Raw genomic sequence first — 21,735 nt, 5'->3', positions numbered from 1 at the left:
GTGCGTGACGGTCGCGGCGAGGTTCCCCGGGTGCGCTTCGCTTACCCGGGCTACCAGAGCGTCGATCAGATCGCGGCGTCGGCCTCGAACAGATCGCTCTGCGCCACCGGCACCTCGTCGCGATCGATGAAGCCCGACAATCCCACGCCCACCAGCCGGTAACGCGTGTCCGCCGGCAGCGGTACGCGCCCGCGCAGGTCGCACGCGAGGCGCGCGAGCTGCTCCAGGCTCGTCGGCCGCTCCATCGGCGTGAGGCTGCGCGTGAGGATGCGGAAGTCGGCGGTCTTCAGCTTCAGCACGACCGTGCGCGCCACGCGCTCGGGATCGCGTGCCAGTTCGCGGCCGTAGCCTTCCCAGGTCTTCCCGGCGAGGCGACGGATGTGCGGCTCCAGCTCGTCCAGCGGGATGTCGCGCTCGAAGGTGTCCTCGGAGGAGATCTGCAACGTCGGGCGCTCGGGCTCGACCGGGTTGTGGTCGATGCCGAGCGAGAGCTCATGCAGGCGTCGGCCCCATCGGCCGAAGCGCAGTTCCAGTTCCGCCGCGCCGAGCTCGCGCAGATGCGCGACGGTCGCGATGCCGAGTTCCTCCAGCCTGCGCTCCATCACCTTGCCCACGCCGGGCAGGCGCCCAACGGGCAGCGGCGCGAGGAAGGCCTCAACCTGGTGCGGGCGGACCACGAACAGGCCGTCGGGCTTGCGCCAGTCGGAGGCGATCTTCGCCAGGAATTTGTTCGGCGCCACGCCGGCGGAGGCGGTGAGCTGCGTTTCCTCGCGGATGGCCTCGCGGATGGCCTGCGCGGTGGCGGTGGCGGTCGGCAGGCCGGTCTTGGTTTCACTGACGTCGAGGTAGGCCTCGTCCAGCGAGAGCGGTTCGATGAGGTCGGTGTGGCGCGAGAAGATCTCGCGCACCTGCCGCGACACCGCCTTGTAGCGGGTGAAATCCGGCGGCACGAACACCGCCTGCGGGCACAGGCGCTCGGCGCGGATCGCGGGCATCGCCGAGCGCACGCCGAACTTGCGCGCCTCGTAGCTGGCCGCGCACACCACCGACCGCGCGCCGCGCCAGGCGACCACGACGGGCCGCCCGCGCAGCGTGGGGTCGTCGCGCTGCTCCACGGACGCGTAGAACGCGTCCATGTCGACGTGCAGGATCTTGCGGGGCGGTGCGGACACGGGCGGTGGGCGGTCGCGGGTGCTTGTTAGTCAAAATGCTAACAAGCGCGGGCGGTGCGGTCACGTGTCGGAAGGTGCATGCCCTTGTAGCCCGGGTAAGCGAAGCGCACCCGGGGCTCCGTCACGCCCAACCCGGGTGCGCTTCGCTTACCCGGGCTACAAAAGCGTTCACAGGGGCTCAACGATCAGGCCGCATCCTCGCTTCTCGGCGCCGCCGCGCGCTTCGCCTCGTCGCGCACGCTGCGCACGTGGTCGGACACCTGCCGCTGCATCGCATCGAACGCATCGCGCACGGCGACGTAGGCGTCCTCGTGCGAATGATCCTTCGCCGGCGTGCGGCCCGCCTCGAACGTGGCGCCGCGCATCACCGCGTGCACGTGCACGATGTAGCGGTTGCCGTGCTGGTGGCGGTGTTCGGCGTGGCGGATCGCGACATCGCAGGATTGCAGCCGCGGGGCGATCTGCCACAGCTTGTGCGCGTGCCGCAGGATGTCCTCGCGCAGCGCTTCGGAAACGGGAAGGCCTTCGAAGCGGATCGTGACGTCGTGTTGCATGGGGGCTCCGTTACGGTGGGACTGGCGTTCCATATACGGAGCCCGCCGATGCGCTGTCAGCTTGAAACTTGCACATGGCCGCGGGCATCGTGGTGGCGCATGATGTCCGACTGGCAGCGCGCCCGATGAGCACCTGGTCCCTTCCATCGCTGTTCTCGCCCGCATCCGTCGCCGTGGTCGGCGGCAGTCCGCGTGAGCGCTCGATCGGGCGCGCGGTGCTGCGCAACCTGCAGTCCGGCGGGTTCGGCGGGCCCATCGGCCTGGTGAATCCCCGTCATCGCGAGATCGAAGGCGTCGCCGCCGTGGCGCGCCTGGCCGACCTGGCGTTCGTGCCCGAACTGGTCCTGATCGCCACGCCCGCCGCGATGGTGCCGCGCTACGCGAAGGCTGCCGCCGAACGCGGCACGTCCGCCGCGGTCGTGCTGAGCACCGGCCTGGAGCAGGGCGAAGGTTCCCTCGCCGCGGAACTGCAGGACATCGCGCGCACCCATGGCATGCGCCTGGCCGGGCCCAACAGCCTGGGCGTGATCGCGCCGCACGCGCGGCTCAATGCGAGCTTCGCCGCGCACTCGCCGCTGCCGGGCGACATCGCGCTGGTGTCGCAGTCGGCGGCCGTCGCCGCCGCGCTGGTGGAATGGGGCGCGGGACGCGACATCGGCTTTTCCGCCGTGGCTGCGCTCGGCGACGCCCTCGACGTCGATTTCGCCGACCTGCTCGACTACTTCGCGCGCGACCGCCATTCGCGCGCGATCCTGCTGTACGTCGAATCGATCCGCGATGCGCGCAAGTTCGTGTCGGCCGCGCGTGCCGCCGCGCGCCTGAAGCCGGTGGTCGTGGTGAAGTCGGGCCGGCACGCGCCGCGCGGCGTCGTGCCGCAAACGCACGCGGCGGCGCTCGCCTCGCCGGACGCGGTGTACGCGGCGGCGTTCCATCGCGCGGGCATGCTGCGCGTGCGCGCGCTCAACGAACTGTTCTCGGCCGCCGAAGCGCTCAGTCGCGTGGAAACGCTGCCCGGCCGGCGCCTGGCGATCTTCGCCAACGGCCGCGGCACCGGCACGCTCGCCGCCGATCGCCTGCTCGACATGGGCGGCACGCTGGCCTCGATCTCCGACGCCGCGCGCGAGCGCATCCGGCCGATCGCTCCGACCGCGTGGCCGGGCACGAATCCGGTGGATTTCTACGGCGACGTCGATCATGCCTCGTACACGGAGGCGTTCCGTGCGCTCGCGATGGACGACGGCAACGACGCGCTGCTCGTGCTCAACACGCCCACCGCGTTGATGGACGCGCACAGCCGCGCCGATGCGCTGGCCAAGGCGCGCGAATCGTTGCCGTGGCACACGCGGAAGAAGCCCGTGTTCGCCGTGTGGCTGGGCGCGGACGATGCGGCGGTGGATCGACTCAACGCGGCGCGCATTCCCAACTATCCGACCGAGGCCGACGCGGTGCGCGGCTTCATGTACCTGGTGCGGCATCGCGAAGCGCAGATGACGCTGATGGAAACGCCGCCGAGCCTGCCGGACGATTTCGTGGTCGATACCGACACCGCGCGCGGCATCGTCGATGCGGCGATCCGGTCGGGCCGGCGCTGGCTCGATCCCGTCGAGGTCACGCGCGTGCTCGGCGCCTATGGCATTCCGATCACGCCGGTGGCGCGTGCGGTCGATGCGGACGAGGCCGCACGCGGGGCGGCACCGTGGCTCGCGGACGGATTGCAGGTCGCGGTGAAGGTGCTGTCGCCTGACATCGAACACAAATCCGATGTCGACGGCGTGCGCCTGAATCTGTTCAGCGAACAGGCGGTGCGCGATGCGACCGCGTCGATCCTGCAACGCGCGCGCGACCTGCGGCCGGACGCGCGCATCGAAGGCGTGACGGTGCATCCGATGATCGTGCGGCCCAAGGCGCGCGAGTTGATTGCCGGCGTCGCGGACGATGAAACCTTCGGGCCCGTCATCGTGTTCGGCCGTGGCGGCACGGCGGTGGAAGTGATCGACGACAAGGTGCTGGCACTGCCGCCGCTCGACCTGCGCCTAGCCCACGAGATGATCGGCCGCACGCGCGTGTCGCGCATCCTCAAGGCCTATCGCGACGTCCCGGCGGCCGATGAGCGTGCCGTCGCGCTGGCGCTGGTGAAACTGGCGCAGCTGGTGGTCGATGTGCCGGACATCCGCGAGGTCGACATCAACCCACTGCTGGCCGACAAGGAGGGCCTGATCGCCGTGGACGCACGCATCGGCGTCTCGCGCTCGCGCCGGCTGCACAAGGGGCGTGGGCATCCGCGGCTGGCGATTCGTCCGTATCCGAAGGAATGGGAGCGCCAGATCGTGCTGTCGGACGGCGCGAACGCGTTCGTGCGACCCGTGCGGCCGGAAGACGACGCGATGTTCCGCGAGTTCTTCGGTCGCGTGTCCGATGAAGACCTGCGCATGCGCTTCTTCCAGACGGTGAAGCATTTCAGCCACGAGTTCATCGCGCAGCTGACGCAGCTGGATTACGCGCGCTCCATCGCCCTGGTCGCCATCGACCCGCCCACGGGCGACATGCTCGGCGCCGTGCGCCTGCTGGCGGACGCGAACTACGACAAGGGCGAATACGGCATCCTGGTGCGCTCCGACCTCAAGGGGCACGGCCTGGGCTGGCGGTTGATGCAGATCATGATCGAGTACGCGCGCTGGCTGGGCCTGCGTTCGATCGAAGGCGAAGTGCTGCAGGAGAACCGCACGATGATCGAGATGTGCCGCGCGCTGGGGTTCTCCGTCGTCACCAATCCGGAGGATGCGAGCCTGGTGACGGTGTCGCTGCGGATCGGGGACATGCCGACGTAAGTTCGATGCAACCGTCGAGCACGCGCAGGTAACGCCGGGTAGGGCACGTCGCGCGGCGGCGTCGGCACAGGATGTGGCATCGACGGCGCTTTCCGCGCAACGCGTGACGAAAGAAGCGCCACGCGAGGTGCCGGAAGTGCCGACGCTGACGAACCAGGCGTCATGCGCGACGCTTTTTTGATTGCCCCGAGGCGAAGAAGGCGTCATCGATGGCACGCAAAGTGCCGCGCGCCCCGCTTCAAGTGCCGAGGCTGGCGAAAAAAGCGCCACGCGTGCCCCTTTCTTGATTGTTTCCGAACCAAGAAAGCGCCATCGCAGGCACTTCAAGTGCCGACGTTGCCGGCCACAGTGCCGGCGCTGGCACTCCACGCGTCACGCGCAGCGCTTTTTGCGCCACGAGAAGCACTTTCCGCAGGTCGCACGGCACAAACCCGGCGTAACCCCGCATTTGTAGCTGTTGTAGCCCGGGTAAGCGAAGCGCACCCGGGACCGCCCGCCCACCACGGCGAGCGAAGCCCGCCCCAACCGTCGACGCACCCGTCCACGGGCCACCGGAAAGCCCTCCACCGGCCCTTCATTTCCCGGGCGCCCTGTCGCAAACTCGGGGCGGGGACATTGGGGGATGGGGTATGGATACTCGCGCGGCATGGCGGGCGCTGTGTGCGGCGGCCGCACTTTTCATCGGACTGGCGCAGGCGGCGGAGCCGGTGCCCGACCTTGCGGGTGCGCAAGCGGGAATGGCCATCGGGAAGGTCGAGGAGGCCACCCAGCGCGCCTACGACGACGCGCTCGCCACGTTGGATGCCGCCATCAGGCAGGCGCCCGGCGACATCGAGCTCGCCGTTTCGCGATGCCGCTTCCTTCGGTTCTATGGCGATCCGGACGTCGGCCGCTGGATTCCCGCAGCGGAAGATGCCCATGCGTCCTGCACCCAACAACTGCGCGAGCGCTGGCCAAACGCGCCGCAGGTGGCGTTGTTCGAGATGGAAACGCTCTTCGGCGAAGAAGCCGCCAAGCGCGGCGAAGCCATCCTGAAGACCGCCGACCACTGGCCGTCGTCGTCCCGGCGCGAGCTGCTGAGCCAGACGTCGATGGGCCACGAGTTCAGCGGCAACCCGGAACGCGCCGGCGAACTGGCCCTGTTGGCGGTACGCCTGGGCGATGCCTCCCGTACCGGCGCCGCGGCACAGTATCTGGCGAGCCAGAAGAAGTTGGACGAGGCGGCCGACCTGCTGGCAAAGGCCGCGCCGTCGGAAAATCCGATGGATGTGGCCGCGCGCGTCAAGGCCGCCCTCGCATTGCCCGACCCGAAGGCGGGCGTGGCGCAACTGCGCCGCCAGCCGAACCTGATGGAGTTCGTCGACCGTGAAGCGGCCGCGCGCGCCTACATGCGAGCCGGCGATTTCGCATCGGCGCAGCGCGTGCTCAAGGACGTCTGCATCAAGTGCGAAGCGACCCGGTCGCTCAAGTTCGAGGCCGCCATGGGCGCCCGCGACTACGCCGGCGCGGCGAAGCTGGTGGACCTGACCGATCGCCCGAACTTCGCCATGCACCTTTCGCGCTTCGCCACGCTGGCGATGGCCGCGCCGCTCACGCTGGTCAGCCCGACCATGCTGCCGGGCGTGGCGATATTCGTCGCCTACCTGTTCGTCCTGCTGCTGGCGCCCGGCGTGGTGCTGGTGCCCGCGCACTACCGCGGGCTGGCACGGCGCCTCAAGGGCCGGGTGAGCGAACCGTTGTTCCCGGCCATTGGCCTGTGGCGCGCGTGGTACGCCGGAGCCGTCGCGCTCATCGTCCCGATGCTGGTGATGCTGCTGGTGTGGCCGGAGGCGATGGCCGACATGTTCAGCGGCAATGCGGAGGCGTCGGCGACGATGTTCCAGGCCTTCCTCATCGCCGAAATCACCGCGCTGGTCTTCATCGCGCCGGCGCTGGCCGGCATGACCCGACGCCAGTTCATTGGCGACCGCGCCGTGCTGCGCACGTGGTGGGTCGTGCTGCTGATGTGGGGCGCGCTGATCGCGTTGGGCTGGGCGCTGGCCCTCATCAACGGCGCGCTGGGCGTGAACCTTGAAACCCACCAGACGCGCATGGTGGCCGCGATGGCGGAAGGCGGCGCGCAGCTCGGCGGCCCGATGCTGTCGCTGCTGATCCTGGCGCTGGTGGGCCCCGTGTTCGAAGAGCTCGTGTTCCGTGGCCTGTTGCTGGGCGGCCTGTCGCGCCACATCAGCTTCGGCTGGGCGAACACGTTGCAGGCACTCGGCTTCGCCGCCATGCACGACGACCCGCCGCGCTTTCTCTTTTACTTCGCCATGGGGTTGTTTGGTGGGTGGCTGGTGAAGCGCACCGGCTCGCTGGCGCCGGCTGTGGCGCTGCATGTTTTGAATAATGCAGTGGCGGTGGGGGTGTTGTTGTGGGTGGGGTGATGCGGCGAGCATCTTCGGACTCGATCCGGTGGTCCGCTTACCCAGGTTCCGCGCAGAATAAATTGCAAAGGAGGGGTTATGGGATTGCCGCGAACCTTTGTCAGCTTTAGCTCGACTGACATCAAATTTTATTGGCTCATGCAGGCTTGGAAAGCGCACGAGCACATCGACTTCAACTTCACAGATTGTCAGCTGCAGCAAGAGATCAAATCAGAAGATGAGGCGTATATAAAACGAAAATGCAGGGAGCGGATTGACATGGCTGGAACGCTCGCTGTCCTCATAGGCGCCGACACGCGATACAAGCACAAGTACGTGCGCTGGGAGATTGAGGTCGCTATCGAGAAGGGTTGCAGGGTCATCGGGGTCAATCTCGACGGAGCGAGGCGATCCGTTCCAGAGACCTGCCCGCCCGTTATGAGGAATATCGGTGCGATCTTTGTTCCCTTCTCGCCTAAGATTGTCGCGTATGCGTTGAGAAATTACTCGATGCAGCCTCCGGACGATGACTATTTCTACAAAGACAGGGTTTACATAAGTCTGGGCTACTGAGGATGATCATGCGTGACGCGAATTTTCCAGGGATCTATCGCTCAGCGGATCAACTTTCTGCTGACAGTCAGCGACATTTCTTCTTGGCTTTGGGCGCGCATTTGTCGATGCTGGTCATCGCAGCGGCGCTATCGCTGATCACGTCGTCGAGTCATTGGGTCAGCGGAGCGCAACTAATAGCTCTCCTCGCGGCTCTTGCGTGTTCAATCTACTTGTTCAGTAAGCGCCCTGATCGTTACTGGTATGGGGGGCGTGCAGTCGCTGAGTCTGTGAAGACGCTAACTTGGCGATATGTAGCGAGAGCGGAGCCGTTCTGCGTGGAGAACGCCGCTGCCGATATCGACTTTCGTGAGAAGCTGAGGGGGGTCGTTAACCAAAACAGGGAAGTTGCCTCAGCTTTGACAAAGTATCTCGATGAGCGGCAGATCACTGAGGAGATGAAGGCGCTGCGGTCCCTATCTTTGGATGAACGGAAGCGCGCGTATGAAAGTGGGAGAATCCTCAATCAGCTTACGTGGTATGCCGATAAAGCAAGAGCAAATCGCGACGCATCCACGCTGTTCTTTTGGTGCTTGGTCGGTGTGAACTCCCTGGCGGTCGTGTGCGCCATCTTTAAGTTTGGTTCTGCAGGCTTGGGAATTTGGCCGACAGATGTTTTCGTAGCTATCGCGGCAAGCTTGCTAGGCTGGATGCAGGCGAGGAGATTTTCTGAGCTTGCCTCTTCCTATGCGCTGACTGCTCACGAGATTGGCTTCATACGCGAGCAGGCGTTTGCGGCAGAGACCGATCAGGAATTCTCCGCTTTCGTCAGTGACGCAGAGAATGCGTTTTCGCGTGAGCATACACAGTGGATTGCTCGGAAAGACGCGTAACGAATCGGTCGCTCTTTTATACTTAGTTGGGGATGATATGGCTGCACGAAAGTCGAGAGTCCAGAAGCCCGCCGTAGAGGTGGCGACGCGTGATGAGGCACAAAGCGATGCGCAGAATCTGGGCGTGAGGCCGCGCTCACTTGTTTTTATTAGCCATGACACGCGCGACGCGGATTTGGCAGAACTCTTTGCGAATCTGCTGTCCGACGTTAGCGGCGGCACATTGAAGTCCTTTCGTTCGTCTGACCGAAAGAGTAATGCCGGGATTGAATTCGGAGCGGAGTGGTACGCGTCAATCATGTCGCAGCTCGGGGATGCGACAGATGTTGTGGCGTTGCTCACGGCGCGCAGTCTCGATCGTCCATGGATCCTGTATGAAGCGGGTGTCGCAAAGGGGCGGCTTGAGACGACGTTCTCGGCCTTGCGCTTGGCGTACAGCTTGAAAAGGTAAGTACAGGTCCTTTCGGGCAGTTTCAGAACTGCGGTGATGACGAGGACTCGTTGACGAAATTAGTTATTCAGCTCATGCAAAGGAATCCAGATGCTGCACCTCGAGAGGCTGCAGTGCGGATGCAGGTTCGGCTATTCATAGAGCAGATTAAAGCGCTTCCAGCGTCAAAGCAGGAGCGGAAGGCGCCCTCCGGTGACGAGCAGGGAGTGGCTAAACTCTTTGAAGAAGTCAAAGCGATGGTCCGCGAACTTCCAGACCGTGTCGACCATCGCGTTCAATCGCTGTCACGCCGGGGTGGTTCGCTGAAGGGGCGTCGGTTCCATCCGGCGATGTTGGATGAAATATTATCTCTTTCCCGCGGCTCGCTTGGGAATGCGAGAGGAGTTGGTTTGCTACTCATATTCTCGATGTTTCGAGACGAACTTCCCTGGCTGTATGAGGTAGGGATGGAATTGTATCGAGCGGTCGCGAAGCGCGATGCTAAAGGCGTGCATACCGCGAGGAGGCAGCTTGCGGTGGTCCTCGATGTCGCTCTAAGTGGCCCGCTAATGCATGACATGGTTGGGCGAGACGAAGAGTTGTTTTACGTGGTTCGACATCTCCCGAAGCTTATCGACGAACATTTGCGTGCCTCCGGAGTACCCGGAAAGGCGATTGCGGATAACCCTGTCGCGTAATGGTGCGATTTGTGGACGGGGCAGCATCGCAAGTTCGTGCGGAACAGCACTGCGACAAAAGCTGATTGCTCGCCGCTTACCGGCGCCAGCACACTCGCTCTCAAGGAGTGTAGAAGCTCCGCAAGTAGCGGTAACCCGCCACCGAATCACAGGCGGGTTTCTTATGTCCGAACCTTGGGCATATGTCCGACGCGATGACGTTCTGCGTCGGGAGGGCGGCTAATACAACACCTCGCAAGAGGAAATACGCCCGCCGACTACTTGCGGCTTCTAACCTCCCGACACCCTTGCGCCGAATCCCCGGCGCAAGCCCGGCTGGTTTGCTGGAGAACCCCCGCATGAGCAAGGACACGCGTTCCATCCCCGCCGCATTTCGCGGCTATCTGCTGCCCCGTTCCGCCCACGATTCGCTGGTCCAGACGCGCGATCAATTGCGCCTGCTGGCCCAACTCACCGAAGCCCGCCGGGAGCCGACCGAGTATGTCGTCCTCTCGCTGGATGCGCTGTCCGAACTCTTCGAGCGAACCGCGTCCTACGTGGACGACGCGTTGTCCCTCGTCATCCAGCACGGTCCCGAGCCCGAGCCCGAGCCGGGTTGATGACGTCGGCCGTTGTAGCCCGGGTAAGCGAAGCGCACCCGGGTTGGGCGTGACAGGTCCCGGGTGCGCTAGCGGGCTCATGAGCGTGACAGGTCCCCGGGTGTGCTTCGCTTACCCGGGCTACAAAAGCGGGGACCGTAGCGTTGTGCGGGGAGGGCGAGAGTTCAGCGCTGCCGCTTGGTTCGGCTGAAGCGGGCTCATGGGCGTGACAGCTCCCCGGGTGCGCTTCGCTTACCCGGGCTACAACGACATCGGCGCTGTGGGCGTCACACCCAACCCGTCGCATAGAACACGCCAATCACCACGAACACCGCGATCGTCTTGATCGCGGTGATCGCGAAGATGTCCTTGTACGCCTGGCGATGCGTCAGGCCGGTCACCGCCAGCAGCGTGATGACGGCGCCGTTGTGGGGCAGGGTGTCCATGCCGCCGGAGGCCATCGCGGCGACGCGGTGCAACACTTCCATCGGAATGCCGGCGGCGTTCGCGTTGGCGATGAAGGTTTCGGCCATCGCGGCCAATGCGATGCTCATGCCGCCCGACGCGGAACCGGTGATGCCCGCCAGTGCCGTCACGGTCACGGCCTGGTTGATCAGCGGGTTCGGAATGGCGCCCAGTGCGTTGGCGACGACCAGAAAGCCCGGCAGCGCCGCGATCACCGCGCCGAAACCGTATTCCGATGCGGTGTTCATGGCCGCCAGCAACGCGCCGCCGACGGCCGACTTCGTGCCTTCGGCAAAGCCCGCCATCACCGGTTTCCACGCGAACACCAGCACCGTGGCGATGCCCAGCAGCAGCGCGCCCTGCACGGCCCAGATCGCGGCGACCTTGGTGATTTCCTGCACCACCGGCGTGGCGTTGCCGATCACCGCCGGATCGAAGCTGTGGCTTTCGCCGTAGAAACGCGGGATCGCCGTCGTCAGCAGCTTGTTCGCCACGCCCACCAGCACGAGCGGCGCGATGGCGATGAGCGGGTGCGCGAGCGTCTGCCCGGCGAACGCTGCCGGTTCGTTGACCAGCGCGGTGCCATATCCCTCACCGCGCGAACGCGCGACGCGGCGGCGCCAGTCGAGGTACGCGAGGCCGACGATCAGGATGAACACGCCGCCGATCGTGCCCAGCACCGGCGCGGCCCAGGTGTTCGTGCCGAAGAACGTGGTGGGGATGATGTTCTGGATCTGCGGCGTGCCCGGCAGCGCGTCCATGGTGAAGGTGAAGGCGCCCAGCGCGATGGTGCCGGGGATCAGCCGCTTGGGGATGTCGCTCTGGCGGAACAGTTCCGCCGCGAACGGATACACCGCGAACACCACCACGAACAGCGACACGCCGCCGTAGGTCAGCAGCGCGCAGACGACGACGATCGACAGCATCGCGCGTTGCGCGCCGAACAGGCCGATGGTGGCGGTCACTATCGACTTGGAGAACCCCGACAGCTCGATCAGCTTCCCGAAGATCGCGCCGAGCAGGAACACGGGGAAGTACAGCTTCAGGAAGCCGACCATCTTGTCCATGAACAGGCCGGTGAACATCGGCGCGACCAGCGTCGGATCGGTCAACAGCACCGCGCCCAGCGCCGCCACCGGCGCGAACAGGATCACGCTGTAGCCGCGGTAGGCCACGAACATCAGGAAGCACAACGCGGCCAGCACGATCAGGAATGCCATGAACGTCCTCGAAGACGGGATCGGATGAAGGGGCCGTCGCCTGTGCCGCGTTCGCGCCAACGACGAAGCAGGGTGGCCGCCATCGTCCCGCTCCGCAGGACGACCGATGCAGTCTCATTGGCGCGGGGATGGCCCGGCATTGTCCGAAGGTACAGGAGCGATTCTTGGACCTTGCGCCCTAGTCTTGCGGCAGGACGGGGGAGGGCCCGTTGTCCATTCCGCGCCGGCCGCGTGCCGGCATGCGCACAACGTTGGGGAAGGAGCGTTCAGATGAACCATCGCAGCACCCGTAACGGCCTGAGTCTCGCGATTGCGCTGGCGCTCGTCGCGCCGCTGGCGCACGCGCAGGACGCCGGCGCCACGGCACCGGGCGAGGAAACCACCACGCTCGGCGGCGTCACCGTCACCGCGCGCAAGCGCGAGGAAACGCTGCAGGAAGTGCCGGTCGCGGTGACGGCGTTCACCGCCGACGCGCTCGATCAGTTGAACGTTGAAGACCTCGGCGACCTCGACGCCCAGGTGCCGAACCTGACCGTCTATGCCGCGCGCGGGTCGTCCAGCACGGTCACCGCCTACATCCGCGGCGTCGGCCAGTCCGATCCGCTGTGGGGCGTGGACCCCGGCGTGGGCATCTACATGGACGATGTCTACATCGCGCGTCCGCAGGGTGCGCTGCTGGACGTGTTCGACGTCGAGCGCGTGGAAGTGCTGCGCGGCCCGCAGGGCACGCTGTACGGCAAGAACACGATTGGCGGTGCGATCAAGTACATCTCGCGCGGCCTGGGCGTCGAACCCGATGGTCAGGCGTCGGTCACCGTCGGCAACTACAACCAGCTCGACGTGCGCGCCGCCGCCAGCGGTTCGGTTGGCGACGGCGCGCTGCGTGGGCGGCTGGCGCTGGCGAGCCTGAATCGCGACGGTTTCGGCGAGAACCTCACCAACGGCCAGCCGGTGAGCGACAAGGAAATCCTCGCCGCGCGGGGCCAGCTCGGCGCGTACGTCAGCGACAACCTCGACATCCAGTTCGCCTTCGACTGGATGGACGACCAGTCCGGTGTGCGCGGCGCGAAGATGCTCGCGCCGAACCGCTTCGCGCCCGGCTTCGCGCCGCTGGACGACCGCTACGACATCCGCAGCGGCATGCCCAACGTCAACGACACCGAGATGAAGGGCGCCTCGGCGACCGTCAACTGGCGCGTCAACGACGACTGGGCGGTGAAGTACATCCTCGCCAAGCGCGAGTCCGACACCGAGACCAACATCGACTTCGACACGCTGCCCAACAGGATCGCCGACGTGAAGGCGTTCTACAGCGACGAACAGGTCACCAACGAATTGCAGGTGAACTACGACGCCGGCGGTCGCAGTCGCGGCGTGGTCGGCCTGTACTTCTTCGACGGCTGGGCCGGCGGCCAGGTGCTCAACAACTTCTTCGACGTGTCGTTCGGCGACACGCAGGGCACGGTCTACACCGACCAGTGGGCGCTGTACGCGGACTGGACGTTCGACTTGACCGAGAAGTTGAAGCTCGACGTCGGCGCGCGCTACACCGACGAGCGCAAGCACGCGGTCGTGCTCAACCGCTGCTACACGGACGCGACGTTCACCACGCTGGCGCCCGCATGCACGGCGAGCAACCCGACGCCGATCGCGGCCGACTTCGACAAGCGCATCGACTTCCAGAACACCTCGCCGAAGATCTCGCTGGATTACCAGGTCACGCCGGACATCATGGTGTATGGCCTGGCGTCGCGCGGCTTCAAGTCGGGCGGCTACAACATCCGCGCGCAGGCCACCGCCGTGCCACGCTCGGCCGAGCCGTTCGACGACGAATCGGTGGACAGCTATGAAATCGGCACGAAGATGGCGTTCCTCGAGCAGACGCTGTTCCTGAACCTGGCGGCGTTCCACAACAAGTACGAGGACATCCAGCTGTCGGTGTTCACCGCCTACGACAGCAATGGCGACGGCGTGGACGATGCGTTCTTCGGCGACTTCACCAACGCCGGTTCCGGCACGGTGGAAGGCGTTGAAGTCGAGTACCAGTGGCTGCCGACGAGGCACTGGCTGATCAGCGGCAACCTGGCGTGGCTGGATGCGAAGTACGACGAGTTCATGTACGCCGGCGTCAACATCGCCGACGAGCAGGAATTCACCAATGCGCCGGAGTTCTCGGGTGCGTTGAACGTGGAGTGGCGCACGCCGCTGTCGGGCGGCGGCGATCTCTCGGCGCGCGTGGGCTACAGCTACCAGAGCGAGGTGGTGGCGACGACGGAAATCGTCCGCACCGGCGCGCTGCCGATCACGCAGGACGGCTACGGGCTGGTGAACGCGGGCGTGATCTGGCGCCTGGACGATCACTGGTCGTTCTCGCTGCAGGGCACGAACCTGGCCGACAAGGAGTACCGCACGACGGGTTACAACCTCAATGCGGCGCTGGGTGTGCTGACGGGGTTCTATGGAGCGCCGCGGCAGTACAGTCTGGCGGTGCGGTACGACTTCTGAGGTTGGCGCTCACGCGTGATCCCGGGGGGCACGCTTGATGCTCGCGTCGAGGCAAGCCCCGGGTGCGCTTCGCTTACCCGGGCTACAAGAGCCAACCCTCACCGTCATCCCGGCAAAGGTGGGATCGAGGCAGTCGCGGCATCTCGCTTGTCACCGTCATTCCAGCGGAAGCTGGAGCCCATCGTGATCTTCGCTTCGAGGCAAGCCCCGGGTGCGCTTCGCTTACCCAGGCTACAAGGGCCAACCCTCACCGTCATCCCGGCAAAGGTGGGATCGAGGCAGTCGCGGCATCTCGTTTGTCACTGTCATTCCGGCGGAAGCTGGAGCCCATCGTGATCTTCGCTTCGAGGCAAGCCCCGGGTGCGCTTCGCTTACCCGGGCTACAAGGGCCAACCCTCACCGTCATCGCGGCAAAGGTGGGGATCGAGGCGGTCGCGGCATCTCGTTTGTCACCGTCATTCCGGCGGAAGCTGGAGCCCATCGTGATCTTCGCTTCGAGGCAGGCCCCGGGTGCGCTTCGCTTACCCGGGCTACAAGGGCCAACGCTCACCGTCATCGCGGGCCAAGCCTCACCGTCATCCCGGCGAAGGCCGGGCCCGGGCTGTCACGCTCCATGCGGGTGGCGTCGTAAGGGCCGTCCGTCCAGCTATCCTCCGCCCATGAGCCCCGCCGCATGCCCATGCTGAGCTTCACCAACGTCGCCGTCGCCAGCCTCGCGTGGCTCGCGTTGATGTTCGGCACGGCGTTGTACGCCGAGCGGCGGCCGACAGTGCTCGCACGACAATGGCGCCACGTCTACGCGCTTTCGCTCGCGGTGCACTGCACGTCGTGGACGTTCTACGGCACCGTCACGCAGGCCGCGCGCTACGGCTGGCCGCTGCCGCCGACGTTCCTCGGCGCGATCCTGCTGTACGGCCTGGCGATCGCCTTCATGGTGAAACTCGTGCGGCTCTCGCGCGAGACCAATGCGACCTCGCTCGCCGACCTCATCGCCACGCGCCTGGGCAAGGATGCGTGGCTCGCGGCGACGGTGACGCTGATCGCCGCGCTCGGGCTCATTCCCTACATCGCGCTGCAGCTGAAAGCGGTCGCGATGAGCTTCGCGATGCTCACCACGCGCACCGCCGAAGGCACCGCCGCGCCGGCCTGGCAGGACAGCGCGCTTTACGTCGCCTTGGCGATGGCGCTGTTCGCGATGCTGTTCGGCACGCGCCGCGCGAGCGCTGCCGAGCACAACCGCGGCCTCGTGCTGGCGATGGCGTTCGAGTCGGTGTTCAAGCTGGCCGCGATGCTCGCACTGGGCGCGTTCGTGTGGTTCGGACTCGGCGATCTCCCGCAAACCACCGCACCACCGCCGCCCGCGCGTGGCGCCGACGGCTTCGCGCCGCTGGTGCTGCTGGGCGCGCTGGCGATGTTCGTGTTGCCGCACCAGTTCCACGTCGGCGTGGTCGAATGCCGCGACGAGCGCGACGTGCGCACCGCACGCTGGCAATTCCCGCTGTACCTGGTGCTGATCGCGCTGCCGGTGCTGCCGCTGGCGACGGCGGGGCAGTCGCTGCTGGCGGGCACGGGCGTGCCGTCGGACCTGTACGTGCTCGCGCTGCCGCTGTCGCAGGGGCAGGAAGGGCTGGCGCTGTTCGCCTTCCTTGGCGGCCTGAGCGCGGCCACCGGCATGGTCGTGGTCAGCACGCTCACCTTGAGCCTGATGATCGGCAACCACTGGTTCGCGCCAGGCCTGCTGCGCGGCGCGTGGTCGCGCAACGACGGCAGCGACCTGCGCGGCAGCGTGCTCGCGCTGCGCCGCAGCGGCATCGTCGCGATCATGCTGCTGGCGTGGGCGTACAGCCGCCTGCTCGCCGGCAGCGATGCGCTGGCCGACGTCGGTGCGGTGTCGTTCTCGGCATTGGCGACGCTGGCGCCCGCGCTGTTTTTCGCCGTGTGGCGTCCGCAGACGCCCCCGCGCGCGGCGGTGGCCGGCATCGTCGCGGGGTTCGTGGCGTGGGCGTGGGTGCTGTTGCTGCCGATGATGGTCGAAGCGCGCGGCGCGGCGCCGTCGTGGGTCGTCGCCGGTCCGTTCGACCAGCGCTGGCTCGCGCCCGACGGCCTGTTCGGCCTGACCGGCTGGAGCCGCCTGGGCCGGGCGGTCGGCGCGAGCCTGTTCGTCGGCACGCTCGCGACGGTCATCGCCGCATTGTGGCGACGCGAAGCGCCGCGCCGTGCGCAGCGCGGCCTCGACCTGCGCACGCTGCGCGACGCCGGCCTGCGCTTCCTTCCGCGCGAGCGCGTGACGCAGCTGCTGCACGGCGTCCAGGCCGAAGGCGCGGTGCCGCCGTCGGTGGAGGCGCGCATCGAACGCGAGCTCGCCGCCGTGCTCGGCTCGGCGTCGGCGCGCGTGCTGCTGGACGCGGCGCGACGCGCGAGCAGCCACGACCTCGACACCGTCGCCGCGATCGTCGGCGAAGCCTCCGCCGACCTGCGCTTCAACCAGCGCGTGCTGGAAGCGGCGCTGCACAACATGAGCCAGGGCATCAGCGTGGTCGACGCGCAGCTGCGCCTGGTCGCGTGGAATCGCCGCTACGCCGAGCTGTTCGGTTTCCCGCCGGAACTGCTGACGGTGGGCCGCCCGATCGCCGAACTCTCGCGCTGGGCCCTGCAACGCCTGCCCACGCGCGGCTGGAGCGAGCGCGACTTGGAACGTGCGCTGGAACGGCGCCTGGCGTTCATGCGCGCCGGCACGCCGCATCTGTCCGAGCGCGTGCTGCCCGACGGAAGCATCGTCGAGATCCGCGGCAACCCCATGCCCGGCGGCGGCTTCGTCGCCACCTTCACCGACGTGACCGCGTTCCGCCGTGCCGAAGCCGGGCTGATCATGGCGAACGAAACGCTGGAGCTGCGCGTCGCCGGGCGCACCGCGGACCTGGAAGTCGCCAAGCGCGAGGCCGAACGCGCGAACGAGGCCAAGAGCCGCTTCCTCGCAGCCATCGGCCACGACCTGATGCAGCCGCTGCATGCGGCGCAGCTGTTCGCCGATTCGCTCGCACGGCAACCGCTGGATGCGCGGCAGCGCGAGACGGTGGCGCAGATCGGCGGTGCGCTGGATTCGACCAGCGACCTGCTGACGGGCCTGCTCGACATGTCGCGGCTCGAAGCGGGCGGGCTGGTGCCGCAGCCGCGTGCGTTCCCGCTGGGCGACGTGCTCGAGCCGCTCGCCTCGGAGTTCCGCGCGATCGCAACGGCGCGCGGGTTGCGGTTCCGTTTCGTCGGCACGCGCGCGTGGACGCACAGCGATCCGCAACTGCTGCGCCGCGTGCTGCAGAACTTCCTCGCCAACGCCGTGCGTTACACGGCGCAGGGAAGCGTGCTGCTCGGTGTGCGTCGCGATGGCGACGGACTGCGCATCGAAGTGCACGACACCGGGCCGGGCATCGCGCCCGCGCAACAGGCGGCGATCTTCGAGGAATTCCGCCGTGGCGAGGACGCGCCGGGGCAGGGGCTGGGCCTGGGCCTGTCGATCGCCGAGCGCATCGCGCAGCTGCTCGATGCGCCGCTGGCGCTGCGAAGCGGGCTCGGCATCGGCACGGTGTTCTCGGTGCGCGTGGCACAGGTGCCACTGCCGGCAGCGACGACGCACGCGTTCGCGCACGACGGCCGATCGCTGCGCGTGCTGCTGGTCGACAACGATCCGCTGGCGATGGACGCGCTCGCCGGCGTGCTGCAGCGGTGGGGATACGAGGTCGTCACCGCGCTGGATGGCGTCGGGGCCGAGGCCGCGCTGCGGCAGGCGCCCGCCGCGCTGTGGCTGTTCGACTATCACCTCGATGATGGCGATACCGGCGTGCGCCTGGCCGATCGCCTGGCCGCACGGTTCGGTGCGCGCCCGACCTTGATCCTCAGCGCCGATCGCGGCGAGGACGTGCGCCGCGCCGTGCACGAAGCGGGGCTGTCGTTGCTCGCCAAGCCGGTGAAGCCGCTGGCGCTGAAGTCGATGCTCGACCGGGCGCTGGCCGCGCGGGAATTCGCGGTCTCCTGAAGCCATCGTGCGGCTGAGTCCGCTTCCGCGTGGGCGGAAAGGATGGCAGCGCCTTCGTCACACGACGGATCGGCTGCGCGGGCGGGGCGGGGCGAGCCACCGTGCGTGCACGCAGCTTCATTGATGCCGGAAGCAATTTCATCCGACGCCGCCCCGGCGTTGCCGTCGCATAGGCGCGCGCAATGGCATGGAAATTGCGCCTTCCTCAGTCGCAGGCCGCGCCTCGCGGGCTGCGCCCACCCCACACGAGGACGCAACGATGGCCAACGAGCACCCACAGGAGAGTCGACGCGGCAAGAGCGAACGCGGTTTCGCGTCCATGGATGCCGGCAGGCAGCGCGAGATCGCCAGCAAGGGCGGCAAGGCCGCGCACGAGAGCGGACGCGCCCACGAGTTCAGCTCCGCCGAAGCGCGCATCGCCGGACGCAAGGGCGGCGAAGCGGTGAGCCGCGATCGCGAACACATGTCCGCGATCGGCCGCAAGGGCGGCGAAGCCAGCGGCGGCAACCGCGCCGCCCGCAACGCCGGCGAGTGAGCGCCGGCCGCATCGGAAGGATCGCGGGCTACGCGAGCTGGCGCGCCGGATCGGCCAGTTCGAGCTCGCGCAGGACCACGCTGGCCTGCGTGCGGTTGCGCACGCCCAGGCGCTCGAAGATCGCCGACAAATGCGCCTTCACCGTGCGCTCCTGCACGTCCAGGCGATCGGCGATCTGCTTGTTGAGCAGCCCCTGCGCCACCAGCGTCAGCACACGGAACTGCTGCGGCGACAGGCTCGCCAGGCGCGCGGCGAGGTCGGCGTCGCCGCTGTCGCTCTGCGTGCGCGCCACGGCGGCACGCAGCGAAGCGGGCAGCCACTGCTCGCAGGCGAGCACCGCGCGGATCGCATCGCGCAGTTCGTCCAGCCCCGCGCTCTTGGGGAGATAGCCCGCCGCGCCGTGATCGAGCGCGCGGCGCACCACGCGCGGATCGTCGTTCGCCGACACCACCACCACGGCCACGCCGGGGTACTGCGCGCGGATCGCGGCGAGTCCCGCCAACCCGTGGTTGCCGGGCATGTGCAGGTCGAGCAGGACCAGGTCGATCCCGCCGTCGGCATCGAGCGCGGCGAGCACCGCATCGAGGCTGCCGGCTTCCCGGATGTCGGCGCCGGCCACGGCTTCCATCGCGGCCTGGCGCAGCGCGGCGCGGAACAGCGGGTGGTCATCGGCGATCAGCAGGGTCGGCATCGCGCAAGCCTAGCAAGCGGCCACGGCCTCCGGCGGCGCGCTGGTACGAAAGTACGATGGGCGCCGCGGACGGGATTGCTAGGCTCGGCGCATGAACCTGACGCCTGTCCGCATCGCGATCGTCCTCACCGTGTCAGGCGCCGCGCTCGCGCTGGCCGCCTGCGCCACCCGGAATCCACGCACCGCGACGGAGGCCGCGCCGGTGTTCCTGCAAGCGCGCACGACCGAACATCGCGGCGACGACGACCTGCTCACCGGCGGCCTGGGCCTGGCCGGCTTGCGCGCGATGACGCCGCCGGCCTTCGCCGATGCGGAACGTCCCACGCCCGCCGAACTGCGCCGCCGTGCGCTGTGGAGCAACTGGCGCGGCATCGCCGATCTCGCGCCGGGCGGTGGCTACGGCGACGTGTACGGACGCGTGGAGTCGGTGCCCGGTCGTGAATTCAGCGCCTTCGCCACCGTCCCCGGCGCGCGCGAGCCGCATCGCGTGCTGGTGCAGGTGCCCGATACGTTCGACGTGGCGCGTCGTTGCGTGGTCGTGACGGCGTCGTCGGGCTCGCGCGGCATCTACGGGTCGATCGCCGTCGCCGGCGCGTGGGGGCTGCCGAACGGATGCGCCGTCGCCTACACGGACAAGGGCGCGGGAACGGATTACGTCGACCTCGACGCGGGTCAGGGCGTGCGCGCGGACGGCACGATCGGTGCGCGCGGCGATGGCCAGGCCTTCGATCCGGCGACGACCGCCGCCCCGGGCGTGGCGTTCAAGCACGCGCATTCGAAGGACAACCCCGAAGCGGACTGGGGCCTGCACGTGAAGCAGGCGGCGCAGTTCGCGCTGCGATCGCTGGACGCGGCGTTCCCGGACGCCGCGCCTTTCACCTTCGACAACACGCGGGTGATCGCCGCCGGCATTTCCAACGGCGGTGGCGCGGTGCTGCGCGCGGCGGAACTGGAGGGCGACTGGCTCGACGCCGTGGTCGCGGGCGAGCCGAACGTGTACGTCGAAGGTGCGCGTCCGCTGTACGACTACACGACCGAAGCGGCGCTGCTCATGCCCTGCGCGCTGCTGCACCTGCAGGGCCTGCCGCAGCCGCCGCTCGCGGCGCAGTCGGTGCCGGCGTGGACGCAGCGCTGCGCCGCGCTGCAGGCCACGGGCGTGATCGGGGGCGCCGATACCGCGGCGCAGGCGCGCTACGCGTACGAGGCGATGAAGGCGTCCGGCTGGACCGACGCGTCGCTGCGCGCCGGGGCGCTGTCGGTCGGCTTCGATCTGTGGCGCGCGGTCGCGGTGGCGTATGCCTCGGCGTACGGGCGCTACGGTGTCGGCGAGATGCCGTGCGGAAACCGGTATTCCGCGCTGGGTCCGGACTTCGCGCCGCGTGCCGCCACTGCCGCCGAGCGCGCGGCGTGGTGGTCGGATGCGAGCGGCATCCCGCCGGGTGCCGGCGTCCACATCGTCGAGGAGAACCCCACCGCGCCACTCACCACGCTGCATTGCCTGCGCGCGTTGTGGACCGGCGGGGAGGCCGATGCGACGCGCGTGAAGCAGGGCGTGGCAGAGACGCGCGCCGGACTCCCGCGCGCGGGATTGCCGGTGGTGGTGATCCACGGCACGGACGATGGCCTGATCCCGCCGGCCTTCAGCAGCGCGCCATACGTACGTGCCGCGCAGGCGGCGGGTCGCGACGTGCGTTACTGGCAGGTGCGCAACGCGCAGCATTTCGATGCGTTCCTGGGATTGCCCGGGTACGGTGCGCGCTACCTGCCGCTGCTGCCCTACGTGTACGAGGCGCTGGACCGGGTGAGCGCGCACCTGGACGGCGTGGCGCCGCTGCCGGCGGATGCGGTGATCGAAACGACGGCGCGGGGGGCGGGGAAGGCGTTGCGGGCTTCGGATCTGCGGATGCCGAGGTAAGACGCACTGCACGCTCCATGTAACCCGGGTACGCGAAGCGCCCCCGGGTTGGCCGCCTTGGTCGCGCTGCCCCGGGTGCGCTTCGCTTACCCGGGCTACAAAGGCTGGTGGCGGCGCGGTACGGTCCACGCGCGCAGCGTTTGGAGAAATCAGGATGTCACGCCGTCCGCGCGCTCACAGCCAGCTTTCCCTCCGTCATTCCAGCGAAAGCTGGAGGCGTTACAGAGCCACCTCTTGCTGGCTTCACACCCCTTTTGGCACGCT

15 protein-coding genes are annotated in these 21,735 nt (G+C 67.7%); 11 read left to right on the top strand and 4 right to left on the bottom strand.

Going from position 1 to position 21,735, the window contains the following annotated elements:
* Positions 1 to 65: 65 nt before the first annotated feature.
* Positions 66 to 1,172, bottom strand: coding sequence for a DNA polymerase IV (gene dinB, locus I4U41_RS01675; protein ID WP_206859147.1), 1,107 nt, complete (start codon positions 1,170 to 1,172; stop codon positions 66 to 68).
* Positions 1,173 to 1,357: 185 nt separating this feature from the next.
* Positions 1,358 to 1,726 (bottom strand): HPF/RaiA family ribosome-associated protein, encoded by a 369-nt coding sequence (locus I4U41_RS01670; RefSeq protein ID WP_206859145.1) that lies wholly within the window; start codon positions 1,724 to 1,726, stop codon positions 1,358 to 1,360.
* A 125-nt stretch (positions 1,727 to 1,851) separates the two neighbouring features.
* On the opposite strand from I4U41_RS01670, the gene I4U41_RS01665 reads away from it, so the two are divergent.
* From I4U41_RS01665 to I4U41_RS01635, 7 genes are all read left to right on the top strand, one after another.
* Positions 1,852 to 4,554, top strand: coding sequence for a bifunctional acetate--CoA ligase family protein/GNAT family N-acetyltransferase (locus tag I4U41_RS01665; RefSeq protein WP_206859144.1), 2,703 nt, complete (start codon positions 1,852 to 1,854; stop codon positions 4,552 to 4,554).
* Positions 4,555 to 5,291: 737 nt separating this feature from the next.
* Positions 5,292 to 6,980 (top strand): CPBP family intramembrane glutamic endopeptidase, encoded by a 1,689-nt coding sequence (locus tag I4U41_RS01660; protein WP_206859142.1) that lies wholly within the window; start codon positions 5,292 to 5,294, stop codon positions 6,978 to 6,980.
* A 78-nt stretch (positions 6,981 to 7,058) separates the two neighbouring features.
* Complete coding sequence (locus tag I4U41_RS01655; RefSeq protein ID WP_206859140.1) at positions 7,059 to 7,532, top strand: TIR domain-containing protein; 474 nt, start codon at positions 7,059 to 7,061, stop codon at positions 7,530 to 7,532.
* 8 nt (positions 7,533 to 7,540) lie between these two features.
* Positions 7,541 to 8,404, top strand: a complete 864-nt coding sequence (locus I4U41_RS01650) for a DUF4231 domain-containing protein (RefSeq protein WP_206859138.1) — start codon at positions 7,541 to 7,543, stop codon at positions 8,402 to 8,404.
* A 79-nt stretch (positions 8,405 to 8,483) separates the two neighbouring features.
* Positions 8,484 to 8,855: a toll/interleukin-1 receptor domain-containing protein gene (locus I4U41_RS01645; RefSeq protein ID WP_206859136.1), complete on the top strand. Its 372-nt coding sequence runs from the start codon at positions 8,484 to 8,486 to the stop codon at positions 8,853 to 8,855.
* Between the two features lie 50 nt (positions 8,856 to 8,905).
* Complete coding sequence (locus I4U41_RS01640; RefSeq protein WP_206859134.1) at positions 8,906 to 9,532, top strand: hypothetical protein; 627 nt, start codon at positions 8,906 to 8,908, stop codon at positions 9,530 to 9,532.
* A gap of 338 nt (positions 9,533 to 9,870) precedes the next feature.
* Positions 9,871 to 10,131, top strand: coding sequence for an XAC0095 family protein (locus I4U41_RS01635; RefSeq protein ID WP_206859132.1), 261 nt, complete (start codon positions 9,871 to 9,873; stop codon positions 10,129 to 10,131).
* Between the two features lie 266 nt (positions 10,132 to 10,397).
* Here I4U41_RS01635 and I4U41_RS01630 read toward each other — a convergent pair whose 3' ends face one another.
* Positions 10,398 to 11,795, bottom strand: a complete 1,398-nt coding sequence (locus I4U41_RS01630; RefSeq protein WP_206859131.1) for a GntP family permease — start codon at positions 11,793 to 11,795, stop codon at positions 10,398 to 10,400.
* A 270-nt stretch (positions 11,796 to 12,065) separates the two neighbouring features.
* Here I4U41_RS01630 and I4U41_RS01625 point away from each other — a divergent pair, with 270 nt between their 5' ends.
* From I4U41_RS01625 to I4U41_RS01615, 3 genes are all read left to right on the top strand, one after another.
* A complete protein-coding gene (locus tag I4U41_RS01625; protein WP_206859130.1) occupies positions 12,066 to 14,300 on the top strand; it encodes a TonB-dependent receptor in 2,235 nt (744 codons plus the stop codon).
* Between the two features lie 679 nt (positions 14,301 to 14,979).
* The gene (locus I4U41_RS01620; protein ID WP_206859204.1) at positions 14,980 to 18,330 is read left to right on the top strand and encodes a hybrid sensor histidine kinase/response regulator; all 3,351 of its coding nucleotides are present in this window, start codon (positions 14,980 to 14,982) and stop codon (positions 18,328 to 18,330) included.
* Positions 18,331 to 18,589: 259 nt separating this feature from the next.
* The gene (locus tag I4U41_RS01615; protein WP_206859128.1) at positions 18,590 to 18,865 is read left to right on the top strand and encodes a KGG domain-containing protein; all 276 of its coding nucleotides are present in this window, start codon (positions 18,590 to 18,592) and stop codon (positions 18,863 to 18,865) included.
* 28 nt (positions 18,866 to 18,893) lie between these two features.
* On the opposite strand, the gene I4U41_RS01610 is transcribed toward I4U41_RS01615, so the two are convergent.
* Entirely contained in the window at positions 18,894 to 19,556 is a 663-nt protein-coding gene (locus I4U41_RS01610) for a response regulator transcription factor (RefSeq protein ID WP_206859126.1), read from the bottom strand.
* Positions 19,557 to 19,647: 91 nt separating this feature from the next.
* On the opposite strand from I4U41_RS01610, the gene I4U41_RS01605 reads away from it, so the two are divergent.
* Positions 19,648 to 21,471: a 3-hydroxybutyrate oligomer hydrolase family protein gene (locus I4U41_RS01605; protein WP_206859124.1), complete on the top strand. Its 1,824-nt coding sequence runs from the start codon at positions 19,648 to 19,650 to the stop codon at positions 21,469 to 21,471.
* Positions 21,472 to 21,735: the final 264 nt, after the last annotated feature.

The organism is Lysobacter changpingensis (assembly GCF_017308985.1).
In the GTDB taxonomy this organism is placed as follows: Bacteria; Pseudomonadota; Gammaproteobacteria; order Xanthomonadales; family Xanthomonadaceae; genus Lysobacter_J; species Lysobacter_J changpingensis.
Note: the sequence above shows the minus strand (reverse complement) of the source record. Positions and strands in the feature narration are given on the sequence as shown.

Excerpts from the sequence above, each read along its gene's own strand:
- I4U41_RS01670 (WP_206859145.1), bottom strand. The coding sequence starts at position 1,726 with ATGCAACACGACGTCACGATCCGCTTCGAAGGCCTTCCCGTTTCCGAA.
- I4U41_RS01665 (WP_206859144.1), top strand. The coding sequence starts at position 1,852 with ATGAGCACCTGGTCCCTTCCATCGCTGTTCTCGCCCGCATCCGTCGCC.
- I4U41_RS01660 (WP_206859142.1), top strand. The coding sequence starts at position 5,292 with ATGGCCATCGGGAAGGTCGAGGAGGCCACCCAGCGCGCCTACGACGAC.
- I4U41_RS01655 (WP_206859140.1), top strand. The coding sequence starts at position 7,059 with ATGGGATTGCCGCGAACCTTTGTCAGCTTTAGCTCGACTGACATCAAA.
- I4U41_RS01650 (WP_206859138.1), top strand. The coding sequence starts at position 7,541 with ATGCGTGACGCGAATTTTCCAGGGATCTATCGCTCAGCGGATCAACTT.
- I4U41_RS01635 (WP_206859132.1), top strand. The coding sequence starts at position 9,871 with ATGAGCAAGGACACGCGTTCCATCCCCGCCGCATTTCGCGGCTATCTG.
- I4U41_RS01630 (WP_206859131.1), bottom strand. The coding sequence starts at position 11,795 with ATGGCATTCCTGATCGTGCTGGCCGCGTTGTGCTTCCTGATGTTCGTG.
- I4U41_RS01625 (WP_206859130.1), top strand. The coding sequence starts at position 12,066 with ATGAACCATCGCAGCACCCGTAACGGCCTGAGTCTCGCGATTGCGCTG.
- I4U41_RS01620 (WP_206859204.1), top strand. The coding sequence starts at position 14,980 with ATGCTGAGCTTCACCAACGTCGCCGTCGCCAGCCTCGCGTGGCTCGCG.
- I4U41_RS01615 (WP_206859128.1), top strand. The coding sequence starts at position 18,590 with ATGGCCAACGAGCACCCACAGGAGAGTCGACGCGGCAAGAGCGAACGC.
- I4U41_RS01610 (WP_206859126.1), bottom strand. The coding sequence starts at position 19,556 with ATGCCGACCCTGCTGATCGCCGATGACCACCCGCTGTTCCGCGCCGCG.
- I4U41_RS01605 (WP_206859124.1), top strand. The coding sequence starts at position 19,648 with ATGAACCTGACGCCTGTCCGCATCGCGATCGTCCTCACCGTGTCAGGC.